This window comes from Streptomyces sp. NPDC127177, assembly GCF_042672475.1.
Taxonomy (GTDB): Bacteria; Actinomycetota; Actinomycetes; order Streptomycetales; family Streptomycetaceae; genus Streptomyces.
On the sequence record NZ_JBHXUW010000008.1, the window covers coordinates 117,215 to 133,238 of the forward strand.

Genomic DNA, 16,024 nt, shown 5'->3' on the forward strand with positions numbered 1-16,024 from the left:
GCTGACGCAACGGTCGCCGCCTCAGCCAAGTGACGCAGCCGTAACCCCTTGCAGGGGTGGAGGGGACGATCTAGCGTCGCGTGCGGTACATGACAACGATGTCTACCTGACAACGATGTCTAGGGGTTCGCACGACGGGAGTGGTATGCAATCGACGCGATACACACGGACCCGGACCGGGTCGGCGGCACGGTGTCTGAGGAACCGGTTGGGGACGGCTGCGCTCTGTATCGCCCTCGCTGCCGCGGGATCTGTCACCGGCAGCGCGGCCGGCGCGGACGCCGCCACGCAGCCGGCAGCGGCGGCGTCCGACGCTGCGCCGGGAGCGGACACCGATCTGACGAAGCTGGTCAATCCGTTCATCGGGACCGAGAACGAGGGGCTGACCTTCCCTGCCGCGGGCGCACCGTTCGGACTGGTGCAGGAGAGTCCGTTGATGAAGACGGGCGGTGGCACGGGGTGTGACAAGGAGTCATCCGACACGGTCATCGGGTTCAGCCAGACGACGATCAACGGGTGTCGGTTCAATTACCTGCCGATGATGCCCACCACCGGTGCGGTGACTTCGACCGATCCGGCACAGTACGCGTCGGCCTTCAGCCATGAGAACGAGACGACGGGTCCTGACTACTACCGGACGAAGCTCGACAGGTACGGCGTGACCGCCGCGTTGACGGCGACCGCACGGACCGGGTGGCAGCAGTACACCTTCCCGCGGACGAGTCAGGCGAACGTGCTGTTCAACGCCGGTGCGGGAGTGAACGACTCCGAGATCCACGTCGTCGGCAACCGGACGATCGAGGGGTGGGTCGAGGATTCCAAGAAGACCTACTTCGTCGCACAGCTCAGCAGGCCGTTCGCGTCGTACGGCACCTGGAAGGGCACGGACCGCAGCCCGGGGTCCCGTGTGTCGGCCGCCAAGGGGGCCAACGGAGCATGGGTGTCGTTCGACACGAGGAAGGACGATGCTCCCGTGGTCGCGAAGGTGGGGCTCTCCTTCACCGGACTCGACGGCGCCCACAAGAACCTCTCGGCGGAGACGGGGAAGTTCGGATTCGACTTCGACGCCGTGCACGAGGCGTTGAACGACGAGTGGAACACGACGCTGCACAAGGCCGCGATCGGTGGTGGTTCACACGACCAGCAGGTCGCGTACTACACGGCGCTCTACCACTCCATGGTCGACCCGAACATCATCGGTGACGTCGACGGCCGTTACGTCGGAGCCGACAAGAAGATCCACACCGCCAGGGAGTACACCCCCTACAGCAACCTCTCGCTGTGGGACACGTACCGGACGCAGAACAAGCTCCTCGAGATGCTCGTTCCCGAGGTCGCGCACGACATCGACATGTCGATCCTGGCGATCGCGCGGGAGGGCGGCGCGCTTCCGCGCTGGTACCTGGAGGACGAGGAAGGCAACATCATGACCGGTGACCCGGTCACGCCGTTCCTGGTCGAGGGCTGGTCGAAGGGGCTGCTCACCGGAGCGGACGCCCAGGAGGCGTACAAGTACCTCCGGGCGAACGCGACCGAGGTGCCGCCCGCGAGCGTCCGTGAGAACGGCCGTGCCGGCGCCGCGTACTACGCGGAACGCGGATACGTCCCCTACGGCCTCAACATCAAGTCGAACGCCGACTGCGACGGTGGCACGAGCGGCAACTGCTGCCCGACCAAGTCGAACGACAACGACTGCTACTACGGCACGTCGGCCACGTTGGAGTACGCGGCGGCCGACGCGTCGCTGGCCCTGATGGCGAAGGGCCTGGGCCACGCGGCCGACGCCACGATGTTCGCCCAGCGCGGCCAGTCGTACAAGAACGTCTTCGACACGCAGACCGGCCAGTTCCGACCCCGCACCGCGGCCGACGGCACCTGGCTGACACCTTACGACCCGGTCACGAGCGACCACGCCCTGCACGAGCAGAACGCGAGCCAGTACCAGTGGCTGGTGCCCCAGGATCCGGCGGGACTCATCGGCATGCTGGGTGGCAAGGACGCGACGAACAAGCGGTTGAACGACTTCTTCGCCTACGACGACCTCCTCACCGACCCGGCAGGTACCGCGCGCACGGCCTGGGTGAGCGACCCGTACGACTACTACGGCTCCACGAAGTACAACCCGAACAACGAGCCGAACCTCATCGCGCCGTTCCTCTACGCGTGGACCGGGCAGCCCGGCAACACCGCGACCGTGCTCAAGGCACAGGAGACCCTGTTCACGAACAGTCCCGGCGGCATCCCCGGCAACGACGACATGGGTGAGATGTCCTCCTGGTACGTGATGTCGTCACTGGGGCTCTACCCCACGACCAGTGGCGGCAACTTCGACGTGATCACCACTCCGCAGTTCCCGAACGCGCGGGTGGAGATCGGCCACTACGGGAAGACGCAGGGCGGGACCCTGACGATCTCCGCGCCCCGCACCAGCATGGCCAACCGTTACATCGCCTCCGCGACGGTGAACGGCAGGGCCTGGAACAAGGCGTGGGTCGACCAGTCGGACATCGCCCACGGCGGGCGCATCGACTACGCCCTGAGCACCGAGCCCACGGCGTGGGCGACGGCGGCGAAGGACGCCCCGCCGTCGATCGGCACGACGCCGGATCCGCAGCACCGGCTCAGCGCTGACGTCACGCCTGACCAGGTCACCATGGAGGCTGAGGCCGGTCAGCCGTCGCGACAGCAGGTCGGCCTGACACTGCTGGCCACGTCCCCGCACACCGCGCGGGTCGCCGTGACCGCGACGGCGCCGAAGGGATGGTCGGTGTCCCCGTCCAGCGCGACGGCGAAGGCCGACTCGGACGGGCTCCCTGCCCAGATGAACGACCGGCTGCGGATCACCGCTCCTGCCGGAACCAAAGCGGGCACCTACAGGGTGTCGGTGACCGCCGAACTCCCGGGAGCCGCTCCGGTCAGGAAGACCGTCACCGTCGTCGTGCAGAAGGCCGGGAACTGCGCCATCAAGACGGACACCTCGTGCGCCGTCGATCTGAACACCGCCTACAACAACGACGGCGTCGCCACACTCGCTGCGCCGGGCCAGGGGAACTTCGACGGCACGGGCCTGAGCTTCGCCGCCGACCAACTGCCCGAGCCCGGACCGGCCGTCCTCGGCGGGGTGACCTACCAGGCACCCCCGACCTCCGGGAGCAGGAAGAACTTCGTCAGGTCCACCGGGCAGGCGATCGCCCTGCCCTCCGGCGACTACCACAGCCTGCACATCGTGGGCGCTTCCGACAACGGCAGTACCGGCGCCGCGTCGGCCACCGCCGTCGTCACCTACACCGACGGCAGCACCGCGACGGTTCCGCTCGAACTCACCGGCTGGGAGAACGGTGCTCCGGACTTCGGGAACGCCGTCGCGCTGACGACCGCGTACCAGCTCAAGGCCGGAACCGGGAAGACCACGACCAAGGCATCACTCTACGAAACGACCGTCCCGCTGAGGTCCGGGAAGAAGGTCCGGTCCCTCTCCCTGGCAACACCGTCCGTACCGGCATGGGTCGCACCCGGGTCCGGAGGACTCGACTGGCAACGCAACAGCGACCTCGAGATCTACGCGATGACCCTGGAGCACTGACCGTCGCAACCACCCCTGCGACACGGGTTCGCAGCGATCGACGGGAGGCCCGGTGCCCGTGAGCACCGGGCCTCCCGCCATGGAACACGGGCCTGCGCCGCGGTTCCTCGGCGACCGTGACCGGGCCCACGGCGTACCTCGCCCCGGACCGCGCCCTGGTCGCGCAGGCCGTGCGTTTCCCGACCGCGATCGGCCACACCGCCACCCGCGGGAGGGCCCCGGAGGACGGCTGCACCAGAACGCCGCCCGGCAGGCGCTCCGCGGACGACGAGGTCCGCTGCGTGCAGCTGTGAGGACTCCGCCGGAGCCCTGGTGCTCAGGGGGCTTCCGAGCACGCTAGTTTGCTCGGATGAGTCTCCTTGATGATGTGGCCGAGCGCGACGGCTGGCGCTGCTGGGTGTGTGACGAAGCGGTCGACCCCGACGAGTCGGTGAACGACCCGCGGGGGCCCAGTGTCGACAGCCGGACCGCCGACCGGAAGGCCAAGGTCGCCGAGCGGCTCGCACACCGCGGATGCAACACCCGCAAGGGCGCGGTCAAAGTGGTCATCGCCTGGCCGGACCGCCTCTACGTGGTCGAACCCGCGCCACTGATCACCGTGGCCGGCAGGCTGGAGCGCAAGGGGGGCCGCGAGATGGTGGGCCGCTGTCCGACCAGGCGGGACGCCCAGGAAGCGGCGGACTGGCTGGTGGACCGGTTCTCCCGACTGGTGCCGGGGCTGCCGGTGACCGCCGGCATCGAGCCGGGCGGCGGCCAGTTCCTCGTCACGCTGTCCACCGGCCGCCGCTGACCAACCCCGGCACACACCCTCGTCGAGCTGAACCGGATTCAGGAGCCCTCGGCCGCCCGTTCACGGTCGGCGCGGCCGGGCTTCCCCCTGCTTCACGACCCCGCCCGGCGCGACCCACTAGCCGAGGAAGCTCAGCCGCACCTGACGGTCGGCGTTGTCCTTTTTCGTGTCCACCGAACTCCGTTAAGGCACCCCGAGGATGGCTGGCGCCCGGGCACCTGTAGCCGTCCGTCCGAGGTGTACGAGGAGTACGAGGTGCCGCTGCACGCCGCGCCGCCCCTACTGCTCGAAGCTGCTGCCTGGAGCGTAGGACTGGGGCGGGGTCCCTTCCTTGCCGCCGACCATGCCGGTCCGTCCGCGCCGGTCCGTCCGCGCCGGTCCGTCCACGCCGGTGCCAGTCGCACCGTGGTCTCGCGCCTCGGCGCGGAGGGGTGGCTGGTCCGGTTCACGGCCGAGTCGGCCCGGCGGATGGTGCGGGGCCGGTGGAGAGGACGTGGTCGACGGCGGCGTTGAGGGTCTCGGTTTCGGCGATGAGGACGGATTCGCGGGTGGGCAGGGCGCGTTCGACCGAGAGTCCGTTGAGGACGGTGAGAAGGAACCTGACGTTGCGGGTGTGGTCTCCCGGGGGCAGTGCGCCTTCGTCGGCGAGCGCAGCCAGCCAGTGTTCGACCAGACGCTCCGCCTCCCGCTCATGGGCAAGGTACGCGGCGCGTACCGGTCCGGTCGGCTCGGGTTCGATGAAGTTCCGATAGATCGTGCTCCATGCGGTTCGCGCGTCCTCGTTGGTGCCGAGCGGTGCGAGAACCTGTCGCAGACAGTTCAGCAGCCGTTCGCGGGGCGGCAGCGTCCGGTCCCGGATCGGGTCGCCGGGCAGCAGATCTGCGTAGATCCGTGCGAGCAGGCTGTCCTGCAGGGCGCGCTGAGTGGGGAAGTGAAACCGCAACGAGCCGGTACTCACTCCCGCACGCGCGGCGACCGCGCGCACGCTCAGCTTGGCCGTCATGTCCTCGGCGATCATCTCCGCAGCGGCCCGGAGGATCTTCTCCCGCGTTTCCATGCTCCGCTCTCCTTCAGTTCTCCCACCTTTCTCAACTGTACTAGCACGCCGTACTAGCACGCCGTACTAGTACAGCGTGCTAGCGTTCCACTGACACGCTGTACTAGTGAGGGTGCGGCCGAGGTGCTGAGGAGTGCGCGGAGCATGGGGTGGAAACAGTGGGCGGCATCGAGGCGCCTGAAGCCGGGAGACGGCAGGGAACTGCAGCGGTTCCGCTGGTGGCACCTCCCCTTGCGTTCCCTGTTCTGGCTACAGCTCCCCGGTGCCGGCAGCCACGCCCGCCTGTACGCCGTCGACGTACGGCACGGGGCGCGATGGGACACCAGCAGGATCCGGGCGCATCTGTTCCTGGACGGCAGGCACGTGGCCGAGTCGAAGTTGCCCGCGGCCTTCCCGGCCGAGGAGGGCGTCATCGAGGTGGCGATGAGCAACTACGGCATCAGGCGCTGCAACTACCGCCCCCTGGGCGGACCGCCGCGTCAGCTCACGCCCGACCCGGCCTCGGCAGAGGGATGGCGGGCACGCTTCGGTGCCCGCCATCCGGGACTGAGCCGGGCGATCGCCGCCGGATCGGTGTTGCTGCTGGTCATCGGTGTGGGCCTGAACCTTTTGCAGCTCGCTGAACCGATCTCACACATCCCTCCCGTCACACAGCAGGTCGGAACATTCGATTCCCCGATACACCTGCCGATCTGGCTGAACCTCGCACTGGGGGGCGGAGCCGTTCTGGCGAGCATGGAACGCGCGCTCCGCCTGCGGCACTCCCCCCTGCTCGACACGGCCGGTCACTGATTCCCCGGAGCAAGGAAGGCGCGACCTCGCCGGCCCCCTCGGCCGGCTTCCCGCGCTACCGGCACAGCCCGGCCGCACGCAATGACACAAGCGGGACGAAAGGAAGATGATCATGATCCATTCGAGGCCCCGGACCGCCACCCGGTACGGGGCGGCGTTCGCCGCAGCCTTCATGGTCCTGACCGGATGTTCGTCCGGCACCTCAGAGCCGCGCAACACGTCCGCGGCGGGCGCGTCGGCCTCCGCGCCGTCCCCGAACCCGCTCACGTGGAGCGCATGCGGGAAGGATTTCGAATGCGCCACGATCAAGGTGCCGCAGGAATACACCGAGCCCGAGGGCGCGCAGATCCCGCTCGCGGTCATGCGGCACCGGGCCACCGATCCCGCCCAGCGCATCGGCAGTCTGGTCTTCAACCCGGGCGGGCCCGGAGTTTCCGCCACCGAAACCCTGCGTAACCTGCCCAAGACGGCCGGCACTCCCGGCGCCTTCTCGCCCGCTGCGCTCGCACGATTCGACATCATCGCGATGGACCCTCGCGGCGTCGGCCAATCGCGCGCCGTTCGCTGCCTGACCGACAAGCAGCGAGCTGACGCCACCGGCACCGCCTTCGACCCGGCGATCCCCGGGGGGAAACCTCTGCCGCGACTGCTGGCCGATGCCGCCGCGTTCACCGACGGCTGCGTCAAGCACCAGAGCAAGAAGTTCCTGGCCAGCCTGTCCACCGACAACGTAGCCCGCGACATCGACCAGATCCGTTCCGCGCTCGGCGAGAACAAGATCACGTATTACGGTTTGTCCTACGGGACCGTGGTCGGCCCGATGTACGCCACCCTCTTCCCTCACCGCGTCCGCCAGATGGTGCTCGACGCGCCCGTCGACACCACCCAGTGGTTCGACAACCCCCTCCCCTTTCAGAACGACGTCGCCGCGGCAAGCGAACGAACCCTCAACGCCTGGTTCAAGACCTGCCGCACCGAAGGGACCGCCGTGTGCCCGTTCGGGGCAGGCGACCCACAGGCCGCGTTCGACACCCTGATCGACACGCTGGAAGCGAAGCCGCTGAAGATCGCACCCGGCAAGGGGACCGCCCCCGGCGGCGAACTCGACGGCGCCATGGCCCTGGAAGCTACCCGAGCCCTGGCCGGCGACCAGAACACCTGGCCCTTGCTGACCTCGGCACTGCTGGCCGCGCAGAAGGGCAACGGCGCGCCCCTCCACACCCTTTGGAGCAGCGTCACGGTATCCCCCTTCCCTGTCCCCACCGCGATGTTCGAAGCCCACACCGCGGTGCGCTGCGCCGACTGGCACACCCCGGTCGGCGTCGCCGCACACAAGGCCGCAGCCACCAAGGCTGTTCATGAGGCCAGGCGGATCGGGACCCGGGCCGCCTACTCCGCCCTGAACTGCGCTCGGTGGCCCGCGCCGAACAAGGACCGCGTCACCAAGCCGCCCACAGGCGCCGGTGCGCCCCCGGCACTGGTGGTCGCAGGCCGACTGGACCCCGTCACCCCCCACCACTGGGCCGAGAACGTGACCCGAACCCTGGACTCCGCCGTCCTGCTCACACGTGAAGGGGTCGGACACGGCTCCTACGGCATCAACTCGTGTGTCAACAAAGCAGTGGACGCCGCACTCCTCCACGGCACCCACCCCGCCGACGGCACCGTGTGCAAGACGGACACGCCCGCAACCACCCGCCCCTTTGTCCCTGCGAAGCGTTGAATCACAGCCGACCGTCACCCGCATACGCATAGCGTGAACTCAGAAAAGTGGAAGGACGTACTCGCAGGCTGACTGATGTTCAAGGCCACAGCTAAGGGCCGGCCCGCATTTCCCGTCGGGTGCCCGACGACAGCTAAGGCACCTCGTCACCTTGCCGGAGCGTCCCCGTACATCCAGTATGCGGACGCTCCTTCGCCTTGCGATGCGCCGCGCCCGGACGCCATGCGCTCGATCCACCGGGAATCGCCGGAAGGTCCTCACGCAACCTACTTCAGGGCCCCGCCCCCTGGGAGCGATCTTGGTCAGCCCAGGAAGCTCAGCCGCACCTGACGGTCGGCGTTGTCCTTGTTCGTATCCACCAGGCACACCGACTGCCAAGTACCCAGCTCCAGCCGCCCCGCGATCACCGGCAGTGTCGCGTGCGGCGGCACCAGGGCCGGGAGTACGTGGTCGCGGCCGTGGCCGGGGGTGCCGTGGCGGTGCTGCCAGCGGTCGTCGGCGGGGAGCAGCGTGTGCAGGGCGGAGAGCAGGTCGTCGTCGCTTCCCGCGCCGGTCTCCAGGATCGCGATACCGGCGGTCGCGTGCGGGACGAAGATGTTGAGCAGGCCGTCACGGCCCGGGGCCGTCCGGGTGAGGAACTGCTCGCAGTCGGGGGTCAGGTCGGTGACGGTCTCCGTCGTTCCCGTGGTGATGTGCAGGACCGTGGTGCTGAAGGCAGTGGACATGGCTCTCATTCTGCTGCCCGTACCGCAAGATCGCGCGTCCACGTGCCGAGACGCCATTGACCGCTTCCTCAACGGATCGCTACGTTCAGCGCCATGTTCCGATCAGCTCTGCTCACTTCGCGCGGTCACATCGACCTGCTGCGGGTGGCCTCCGCCGCGTGTTGTCGCGGCTGCTGACGTCCTCTCAGCGCATGTCCCGTCAGTGACCGGGCGCGATTCGCCCATCCGCTCCTGACGTCGTAAGCGTCCTGCCTCTCTTCTCCCGTGACGCGCCACCCCGCCGAACGCCCGCGATGGATCCCCAGCGGTCCCCACCGGTACGGCGCGGCTGTCGCGCGCCCGGGTGCCGGGGCACTGCCCTGCCCATGAACCGCTCGTGGAGCCCCCATGACCCTCGACCATGCTCTCGCCCCACCCGACATATCAGCTGAATCCGCGAAATCAGGTGACCTGGAGGATTCGGACCGGGCTCGTCCGCTCGAACTGGTACCCGTGACCCCCGCGACGGCCCGCGGGGTGCGGCTGCGGAACGTGCCGCGGTGGCTCCGGCGCACCGTCGGGCCACTGCTGCTGCTGGCCCTGTGGCAGATCCTCAGTGCCACGGGCGTACTGCATCCGGACGTGCTGGCCTCACCCGGCACCATCGCCCGTGCGGGGTCGGACCTGATCGCCGACGGGACGCTGACCTCGGCGATGGCGATCTCGCTCCAGCGGGTCGCGGTGGGGCTGCTGCTCGGGGGCGCGGTCGGGACCGCGCTCGCGCTGGTGTCCGGGCTCTCCCGGCTCGGCGAGGACCTGGTGGACGCGAGTGTGCAGATGCTGCGCACGGTTCCCTGGGTCGGGCTGATCCCCCTCTTCATCATCTGGCTGGGGATCGGCGAGGCCCCGAAGGTGGCGTTGATCGCGCTCGGGGTGGCCTTTCATCTCTATCTCAACGTGTACGCGGGCATTCGCGGTGTGGATCCTCAACTCATCGAGGCCGGCGAGTCCCTGGGGCTCGGGCGCTGGGGTCTGGTGCGGCACGTGGTGCTTCCCGGGGCGCTGCCCGGGGCCATGACCGGGCTGCGCTACTCGCTGGCGACCGCCTGGCTGGCGCTCGTGTTCGGCGAGTCCGTCAACGCCGACGCCGGGATCGGCTTCCTCATGAACCAGGCCCGCGAGTTCTTCCGTACGGACGTCATCGTCGTCTGCCTGGTCGTCTACGCCTTCCTCGGCCTCACCGCCGATGTCATCGTCCGCATTCTCGAAAGGCTGCTGCTGCAATGGCGACCGACCTTCACGGGCCAGTGACCGCACCCTCCCCCGCACCGGCCGGCGGACTGCCGGAGGCGGCCGTACGCGTCGAGGGGCTGACCCGTTCCTTCGACGGCCGGGCCGTGGTCGACGGGCTCGATCTCACCCTGCGCGCCGGGGAGTTCACCGTGCTGCTCGGACGCAGCGGATGCGGGAAGTCGACCCTGCTGCGGGTGCTCGCGGGCCTGGACCGGGAGATACGGGGGACGGTTCTGGTCCCCAAGCGGCGGGCGGTCGCCTTTCAGGCGCCGCGGCTGATGCCATGGAAGCGGGTCTGGCGCAACGTTCTGCTCGGACTGCCGGGGAAGCCCGAACGCGCCGTGGCCGAGAAGGCGTTGGCGGAGGTGGGGCTCGCCGAACGGTCCGGGGCCTGGCCGCGGACGCTCTCCGGCGGTGAGGCGCAGCGCGCCTCGCTGGCCCGGGCGCTGGTCCGTGAGCCCGATCTGCTGCTGCTCGACGAGCCGTTCGGCGCACTCGACGCGTTGACGAGGATCAAGGCCCAGCAGTTGGTGGCCGAGCTCTGGCAGCGCCGCGGCTGTGCGGTGCTGCTCGTCACGCACGACGTGGACGAGGCCCTCCTGCTCGCCGACCGTGCGCTGGTGATGCGCGACGGCGTGATCGCGTACGAGACGCCGGTCGGCCTGGACCGGCCGCGCAGCCCCGGCACCCCCGAGTTCGCCGCGCTGCGCACCCGGCTGCTCGCGGAACTCGGCGTGGAGGCAGCCCCCTCGCCCGCGGAACCCGCTCCCGCGGAAACCTCCTGAACACCCATCTGCCCGGACCGGAGAGAGACCGATATGAACCGCCGTACATTGCCCGCCCTGCTGCTGCCCTTCACCCTGCTGCTCACCGCCTGCGGTGGAGCGACCTCCGCCTCGACGGCGGCCAATACCGACGGCAAGGGCAGTGTCACGCTCAACATCGGTGACCAGAAGGGTGGTTACGAAGCCATCCTGCGCGCATCCGGAGAGCTCGACGACCTCGACTACCGCATCAAATGGTCCACCTTCACCTCCGGACCACCTCTGCTGGAAGCGGTCAACGCCGGTGCCGTGGACATCGGTGGGGTCGGCAACACCCCGCCGGTCTTCGCCGCAGGCGCCGGCTCCAAGATCGCCGTGGTCGGCGCCACGCACGGCTCGTCGGCCGGTGAGGCGATCGTGGTGCCCAAGGACTCACCGCTGCGGAACCCGGCCCAGCTCAAGGGCAAGTCGATCGCCGTCGCCCAGGGCAGCTCCGCCCACTTCCAGCTGATCAGTTCGCTGAAGAAGGCCGGGCTCGGCATCTCCGACGTGAAGCTGAACTACCTCCAGCCGGCGGACGCCCTGGCCGCGTTCAGCCGGGGCAAGGTCGATGCCTGGGCGATCTGGGACCCGTACACCTCTCAGGTGCTCCAGGGCGGCAAGGCGCGGGTGCTGACCACGGGTGAGGGCGTCGTCAACGGGCTCGGTTTCCAGGTCGCCTCGCCCGCCGCGCTCAAGGAGTCCGGGAAGTCCAAGGCCATCGGCGATCTGCTGGTCCGTCTGAACCGGGCACAGGCATGGGTGTTCAAGCACCCCGAGGCATGGGCGAAGGTCTGGGCGAAGGAGACCGGGCTGCCCTACGAGGTCGCGCTGGACGCGGTGAAGCTGACGGCAGGCACCCGGGTACCCGTCGCCATCGATCCCGCGGCGATCGCCTCCGAGCAGGAGATCGCGGACACCTTCGCCGATCTGAAGCTCATTCCGCACCGCTTCTCCTTCAAGGACTACGTCGACACCCGTTTCAACCGCGACCTGCCGGCCTCCTCGGCAGCTCCCCGCTCGTACGGAAAGGCCTCCTCATGAACGTCCACCTGCACTGGTTCCTCCCCACGGGCGGCGACGGACGCACCCTCGTCGACCGGCACGCGTACACCGACGGCGGGATCAAGCGGGACCGGATCACTCCGGTCAGCGGGGTGCGCGCACCCGATATCGAGTACCTGGCGCAGATCGCCAAGGCCGCGGAGCAGCTCGGGTTCGAGGCCGTGCTGACGCCGACCGGCACCTGGTGCGAGGACGCCTGGCTGACGACGGTGGCGCTGGCCCAGCACACCGAGCGGCTGAAGTTCCTGGTGGCGTTCCGGCCCGGCGTCATCTCGCCGGTGCTCGCCGCGCAGATGGCCGCGACGTACCAGCGGATCACCCGGGGGCGGCTGCTGCTCAACGTGGTGACGGGCGGTGACTCCACGGAGCAGCGGAGGTTCGGCGACCATCTGGACCACGACCGGCGTTACGCGAGGACCGCGGAGTTCCTGTCGGTGGTGCGGGGCGCGTGGAGCGGGCAGCCCTACGACTTCGACGGTGAGCACTACCAGGTGGAGGGCGGGCTGACGGCGCTGCCGCCGGACCCGCTGCCGGAGATCTTCTTCGGCGGCTCGTCGGCCGCCGCCGGGCCGGTCGCGGCCGCGCACGCCGATGTCTATCTGACCTGGGGCGAGCCGCCGGCCGAAGTGAAGAAGAAGATCGACTGGATCCGGGGTCTCGCCGAGGAGCAGGGCCGTACGGTCCGCTTCGGCATCCGGCTGCACACCATCTCGCGCGACTCCTCGCGCGAGGCGTGGGCGACCGCCGACCGGCTGCTCGGCGACCTCGACGCCGACACGATCGCCGCGGCGCAGCAGGCACTGGGGCGCAGCGAGTCCGTGGGGCAGCAGCGGATGCTGGCGTTGCACGGCGGCTCGCGCGACAAGCTGGAGATCGCACCGAACCTGTGGGCGGGTGTCGGCCTGGTGCGGGGCGGCGCGGGTACCGCGCTGGTCGGCAGCCACGCGGAGGTGGCGGACCGGATCGAGGAGTACCACGACCTGGGGGTGGAGCACTTCGTGCTCTCCGGGTACCCGCATCTGGAGGAGGCGTACTGGTTCGGCGAGGGCGTCACGCCAGAGCTGGCGTCCCGGGGGCTGCTGTCGACCGTACCGGCGTCCCCACTGCTGGGGGTGCCGGCGGCGAACGGCCGTCCGGCATCCGCGCCGGGCGGGGCTCCGCTGCTGGTCGCCGGGGGGCGCTGAACCCTTGGGCCGGCGAGGGCGGTCGGCCGGCGGGAGTGGTCGGTCGTCGCGGTCGGCCGGCGCGGGAAGATCCACGGCACCGGCGCTGTTGGTAGAAGCGTGAACAATGCCGGGGTGCAGTCAGTGGATGTCGTGGTGACAGGCGCCGGACAGGCAGGTCTGTCCGGCGCCTATCACCTGCGCCGTACGGGTCTTGAGCCGGACCGCGATTTCGTGGTGCTCGACCACGCTCCGCGCCCCGGCGGGGCGTGGCAGTTCCGCTGGCCGTCACTGACGTACGGCAAGGTGCACGGCATGCACGCGCTGCCCGGTATGGAGCTGACCGGCGCCGATGACACCAGGCCGTCGTCCGAGGTGATCGGCGAGTACTTCGAGGCGTACGAACGCGCCTTCGATCTGCGGGTGCACAGGCCGGTCGAGGTGAGCGCCGTGCGCGAGGGCGAGGGCCGGCGGCTGCTCGTGGAGACGTCCGAGGGCACCTACGCGGCACGGGCCCTGATCAGCGCGACGGGGACCTGGGACCGGCCGTTCTGGCCGCGCTATCCGGGCCAGGAAACCTTCCGGGGCCGCCAGCTGCACACGGCGAACTATCCGGGGCCCGCCGGTTTCACCGGGCAGCGGGTGGTCGTGGTGGGCGGCGGCGCCTCCGGGACCCAGCATCTGATGGAGATCGCCGAGGTGGCCGCGGACACCTTCTGGGTGACCCGCCGTCCGCCGGTCTTCCGGGAGGGCCCCTTCGACGCGGACCGGGGACGGGCCGCCGTCGCCATGGTCGAGGAGCGGGTACGCCGCGGACTGCCGCCGCAGAGCGTGGTGAGCGTGACCGGGCTTCCGATCACCGATGCCGTCCGGCACGCCCGCGAGTCGGGGGTGCTCGACCGGCTGCCGATGTTCGACCGGATCACGCCGGCCGGAGTCGCCTGGGACGACGGCCGCGAGGTCGAAGCCGATGTCATCCTCTGGGCCACCGGCTTCCGGCCCGCCATCGACCATCTCGCCCCGCTGAGGCTCCGCGAACCCGGTGGTGGCATACGGATCGAGGGCACACAGGCGGTACGCGACGAGCGCGTCCATCTCGTCGGGTACGGGCCTTCCGCCAGCACGATCGGCGCCAACCGGGCGGGACGGGCGGCGGTGCACGCGATCGGGCAGCTGCTGGAGCGGCCCGAGCCGATTGTGGAACAGGCGGCTCCCGCGGCCTGAACACGTGGCTGCCCGACGGCGGAGACGGTGCCTTCGCTCAGCCGGCGCGCCGGTTGCGGTTGAACTCCGCGACGTTTCGCTGCTGCTCGGCGTAGTCGCTCGTGAAGCGGGTGTCTCCCGGTCCGACGGTGACGAAGTAGAGCCAGGGCCCGGCCGTGGGGCTGGTCGCCGCCGCCATCGCCTGCTCCCCCGGATTGCCGATGGGCGTGGGCGGCAGTCCCTTGCGTTCGTAGCTGTTGTACGGACTGTCGATCTTCGTGTCGCCCGTGGTGGTGTCCAGGGTGCTGCGGTTCATCGCGTAGTTGAGCGTGGAGTCCATCTGGAGCGGCATGTCGTGCGCGAGCCGGTTGTGGACCACCCGGGACACCTTGCCCATGTCGGTGGCGGTGTCCGCCTCGGCCTGGACGATGCCGGCGATCGTCACCGTCTCGTAGACCGTCACCCCGTTGCGCCGCGCCCCGGCCTTGATGCGGTCCGCGCCGAACCGTTCGACCGCCGTGTCCACCATGTAGCGCAGCAGGCTCGCGGGGGTCGCACGGGACGTCACCGGGTACGTGGCCGGGAAGAGGTAGCCCTCGGGGTTGCCCTTCGCCTCGGCCGGAAGGGGCAGGTCGGCCGTCGCGACCGCCTTCCGTGTGGTGCCGGAGGGTTCACCCAGGACCTTGTCCACGGCCGTGTACACCTGGGAGGCCCGCCACCCCTCGGGAATCACCAGGGAACGGGTCGGTTCGGTCGTCTGTTCCCTCGTCAGCAGCGGCACGATCACGGCGGCCGCCGCCACTAGGACGATCAGGGCGCCGACGAGCAGAACCAGCCGGCCCCGCCGGGTCGGGCGGATCCTGCGACGGGGTGGGGTGTCCGGGGACGCGTTCACCATGCGGGCACGCTATCTCGCACCGATCGCCCCGTCCGGTACCCCGCCTCCGGCGACACGCGCCCCGGAGGCACTGATCACCGGCGTCGTCCACTTCCTGGGCCGGCTCGTCCGGCCGGTGCCCGCCTCCGCCGCCGCTCCCGCGGGACGGGGAGCGGCGGCGCCGTCGTGTGCGCCGTCCGGTCAGTCGAGAAAACCGTCGAGGACCGCGAACGTGGCGGCGGGCTGCTCACGGACGGGCAGATGGCCCGCGCCTGCGATGAGTTCGAACCGCGCGTCGCCGAACGCGGCCGCGTAGGCGCGACCGAAATCGGGGCTGGCGACCCGGTCGTTCTCGCCCCAGACGACCAGCACCGGGCAGGTGACGGCCCGCAGGCGTCCGAGGAGACCCGGGTCCCGCATGTCCGCACCCGCGTACGCGCGCAGCGCCGCCATCGCGGCAGGCTGCGGGCCAACGCCCGGTGGCGGACCGGACGGCGCGCCACCGGGTGCCTGCGGGGGAATCGGCCCGCCTGGTCCCCCACCGGGCACGGCTATCGGGTGCCCGGGGACGAGGGGGCCGATGGCATCCATCAGGACCAGCCGTTCGATGCGCCTGTCCCGGTCGCGCAGGACCGTCTCGGCGGCGATCCAGCCCCCGAAGGACGTACCGACCAAGGCCACCGGGCCGGTGCCGAGCTCGTCCAGCAGGGCCAGACAGATCTCGGCGAGGCCGCCGACGGAGTCGAGACCGGCGGGGCGCTCGGTGCCGTCCCAGCCGGGATGGGTGGGGGCGATCACCCGGTGGCGGCCGGCCAGGTGATCGGCGACGGGCTGGACGCTGTCGGGGCCGGGCGCACCGTGCAGCAGGAGGACGGGCGGGCCGTCGCCCGTGACGCGCACGTCCAGTTCTGCGCCGGAGACCTTCAGGGTGTGGCGGGTGTGGGAAGGCGGCATGGCGGATCGGCCCTTCT

General features: G+C 70.0%; 15 protein-coding genes. 11 read left to right on the plus strand and 4 right to left on the minus strand.

The window, feature by feature from the left end:
• Positions 1 to 208 precede the first annotated feature (208 nt).
• The 3 genes from ACFVJX_RS08180 (at position 209) to ACFVJX_RS08190 (ending at position 4,373) form a co-directional block, all read left to right on the plus strand.
• Positions 209 to 3,583, plus strand: a complete 3,375-nt coding sequence (locus tag ACFVJX_RS08180; RefSeq protein WP_384127488.1) for a GH92 family glycosyl hydrolase — start codon at positions 209 to 211, stop codon at positions 3,581 to 3,583.
• Positions 3,584 to 3,699: 116 nt separating this feature from the next.
• Entirely contained in the window at positions 3,700 to 3,876 is a 177-nt protein-coding gene (locus ACFVJX_RS08185) for a hypothetical protein (RefSeq protein WP_384127490.1), read from the plus strand.
• Between the two features lie 56 nt (positions 3,877 to 3,932).
• Positions 3,933 to 4,373 carry a hypothetical protein gene (locus ACFVJX_RS08190; protein WP_384127491.1) on the plus strand — a complete coding sequence of 147 codons (441 nt, stop codon included), beginning with the start codon at positions 3,933 to 3,935 and terminating at the stop codon, positions 4,371 to 4,373.
• A gap of 445 nt (positions 4,374 to 4,818) precedes the next feature.
• Here ACFVJX_RS08190 and ACFVJX_RS08195 read toward each other — a convergent pair whose 3' ends face one another.
• Positions 4,819 to 5,430, minus strand: a complete 612-nt coding sequence (locus ACFVJX_RS08195; RefSeq protein ID WP_384127492.1) for a TetR/AcrR family transcriptional regulator — start codon at positions 5,428 to 5,430, stop codon at positions 4,819 to 4,821.
• Between the two features lie 144 nt (positions 5,431 to 5,574).
• On the opposite strand from ACFVJX_RS08195, the gene ACFVJX_RS08200 reads away from it, so the two are divergent.
• Together ACFVJX_RS08200 and ACFVJX_RS08205 are read left to right on the plus strand one after the other, a co-directional pair.
• Positions 5,575 to 6,222: a hypothetical protein gene (locus tag ACFVJX_RS08200; protein WP_384127494.1), complete on the plus strand. Its 648-nt coding sequence runs from the start codon at positions 5,575 to 5,577 to the stop codon at positions 6,220 to 6,222.
• Between the two features lie 172 nt (positions 6,223 to 6,394).
• Positions 6,395 to 7,945, plus strand: coding sequence for an alpha/beta hydrolase (locus tag ACFVJX_RS08205; RefSeq protein ID WP_384127495.1), 1,551 nt, complete (start codon positions 6,395 to 6,397; stop codon positions 7,943 to 7,945).
• Between the two features lie 302 nt (positions 7,946 to 8,247).
• Here the strand turns inward: ACFVJX_RS08205 and ACFVJX_RS08210 are convergent, their stop codons facing one another.
• Positions 8,248 to 8,670, minus strand: a complete 423-nt coding sequence (locus tag ACFVJX_RS08210; protein ID WP_384127497.1) for a secondary thiamine-phosphate synthase enzyme YjbQ — start codon at positions 8,668 to 8,670, stop codon at positions 8,248 to 8,250.
• Between the two features lie 93 nt (positions 8,671 to 8,763).
• Between ACFVJX_RS08210 and ACFVJX_RS08215 the strand changes: the two genes are divergently transcribed.
• The 6 genes from ACFVJX_RS08215 to ACFVJX_RS08240 all read left to right on the plus strand — a co-directional run bounded on the left by ACFVJX_RS08215 (position 8,764) and on the right by ACFVJX_RS08240 (position 14,197).
• A complete protein-coding gene (locus tag ACFVJX_RS08215; protein ID WP_311307964.1) occupies positions 8,764 to 8,847 on the plus strand; it encodes a putative leader peptide in 84 nt (27 codons plus the stop codon).
• Positions 8,848 to 9,057: 210 nt separating this feature from the next.
• Positions 9,058 to 9,960 carry an ABC transporter permease gene (locus ACFVJX_RS08220; protein WP_384127498.1) on the plus strand — a complete coding sequence of 301 codons (903 nt, stop codon included), beginning with the start codon at positions 9,058 to 9,060 and terminating at the stop codon, positions 9,958 to 9,960.
• Positions 9,933 to 10,727: an ABC transporter ATP-binding protein gene (locus ACFVJX_RS08225; protein WP_384127500.1), complete on the plus strand. Its 795-nt coding sequence runs from the start codon at positions 9,933 to 9,935 to the stop codon at positions 10,725 to 10,727. Before ACFVJX_RS08220 ends, ACFVJX_RS08225 begins: the two co-directional genes overlap by 28 nt.
• Before the next feature lie 33 nt (positions 10,728 to 10,760).
• Positions 10,761 to 11,789 (plus strand): ABC transporter substrate-binding protein, encoded by a 1,029-nt coding sequence (locus ACFVJX_RS08230; RefSeq protein ID WP_384127501.1) that lies wholly within the window; start codon positions 10,761 to 10,763, stop codon positions 11,787 to 11,789.
• Positions 11,786 to 12,994, plus strand: a complete 1,209-nt coding sequence (locus ACFVJX_RS08235) for an LLM class flavin-dependent oxidoreductase (RefSeq protein ID WP_384127502.1) — start codon at positions 11,786 to 11,788, stop codon at positions 12,992 to 12,994. Before ACFVJX_RS08230 ends, ACFVJX_RS08235 begins: the two co-directional genes overlap by 4 nt.
• Positions 12,995 to 13,108: 114 nt before the next feature.
• Positions 13,109 to 14,197, plus strand: a complete 1,089-nt coding sequence (locus tag ACFVJX_RS08240; protein WP_384127504.1) for an NAD(P)-binding domain-containing protein — start codon at positions 13,109 to 13,111, stop codon at positions 14,195 to 14,197.
• Positions 14,198 to 14,234: 37 nt separating this feature from the next.
• On the opposite strand, the gene mltG is transcribed toward ACFVJX_RS08240, so the two are convergent.
• Entirely contained in the window at positions 14,235 to 15,074 is an 840-nt protein-coding gene (gene mltG, locus ACFVJX_RS08245) for an endolytic transglycosylase MltG (RefSeq protein WP_384127505.1), read from the minus strand.
• Between the two features lie 180 nt (positions 15,075 to 15,254).
• Complete coding sequence (locus ACFVJX_RS08250; RefSeq protein ID WP_384127507.1) at positions 15,255 to 16,007, minus strand: alpha/beta fold hydrolase; 753 nt, start codon at positions 16,005 to 16,007, stop codon at positions 15,255 to 15,257.
• Between the last annotated feature and the right edge of the window lie 17 nt (positions 16,008 to 16,024).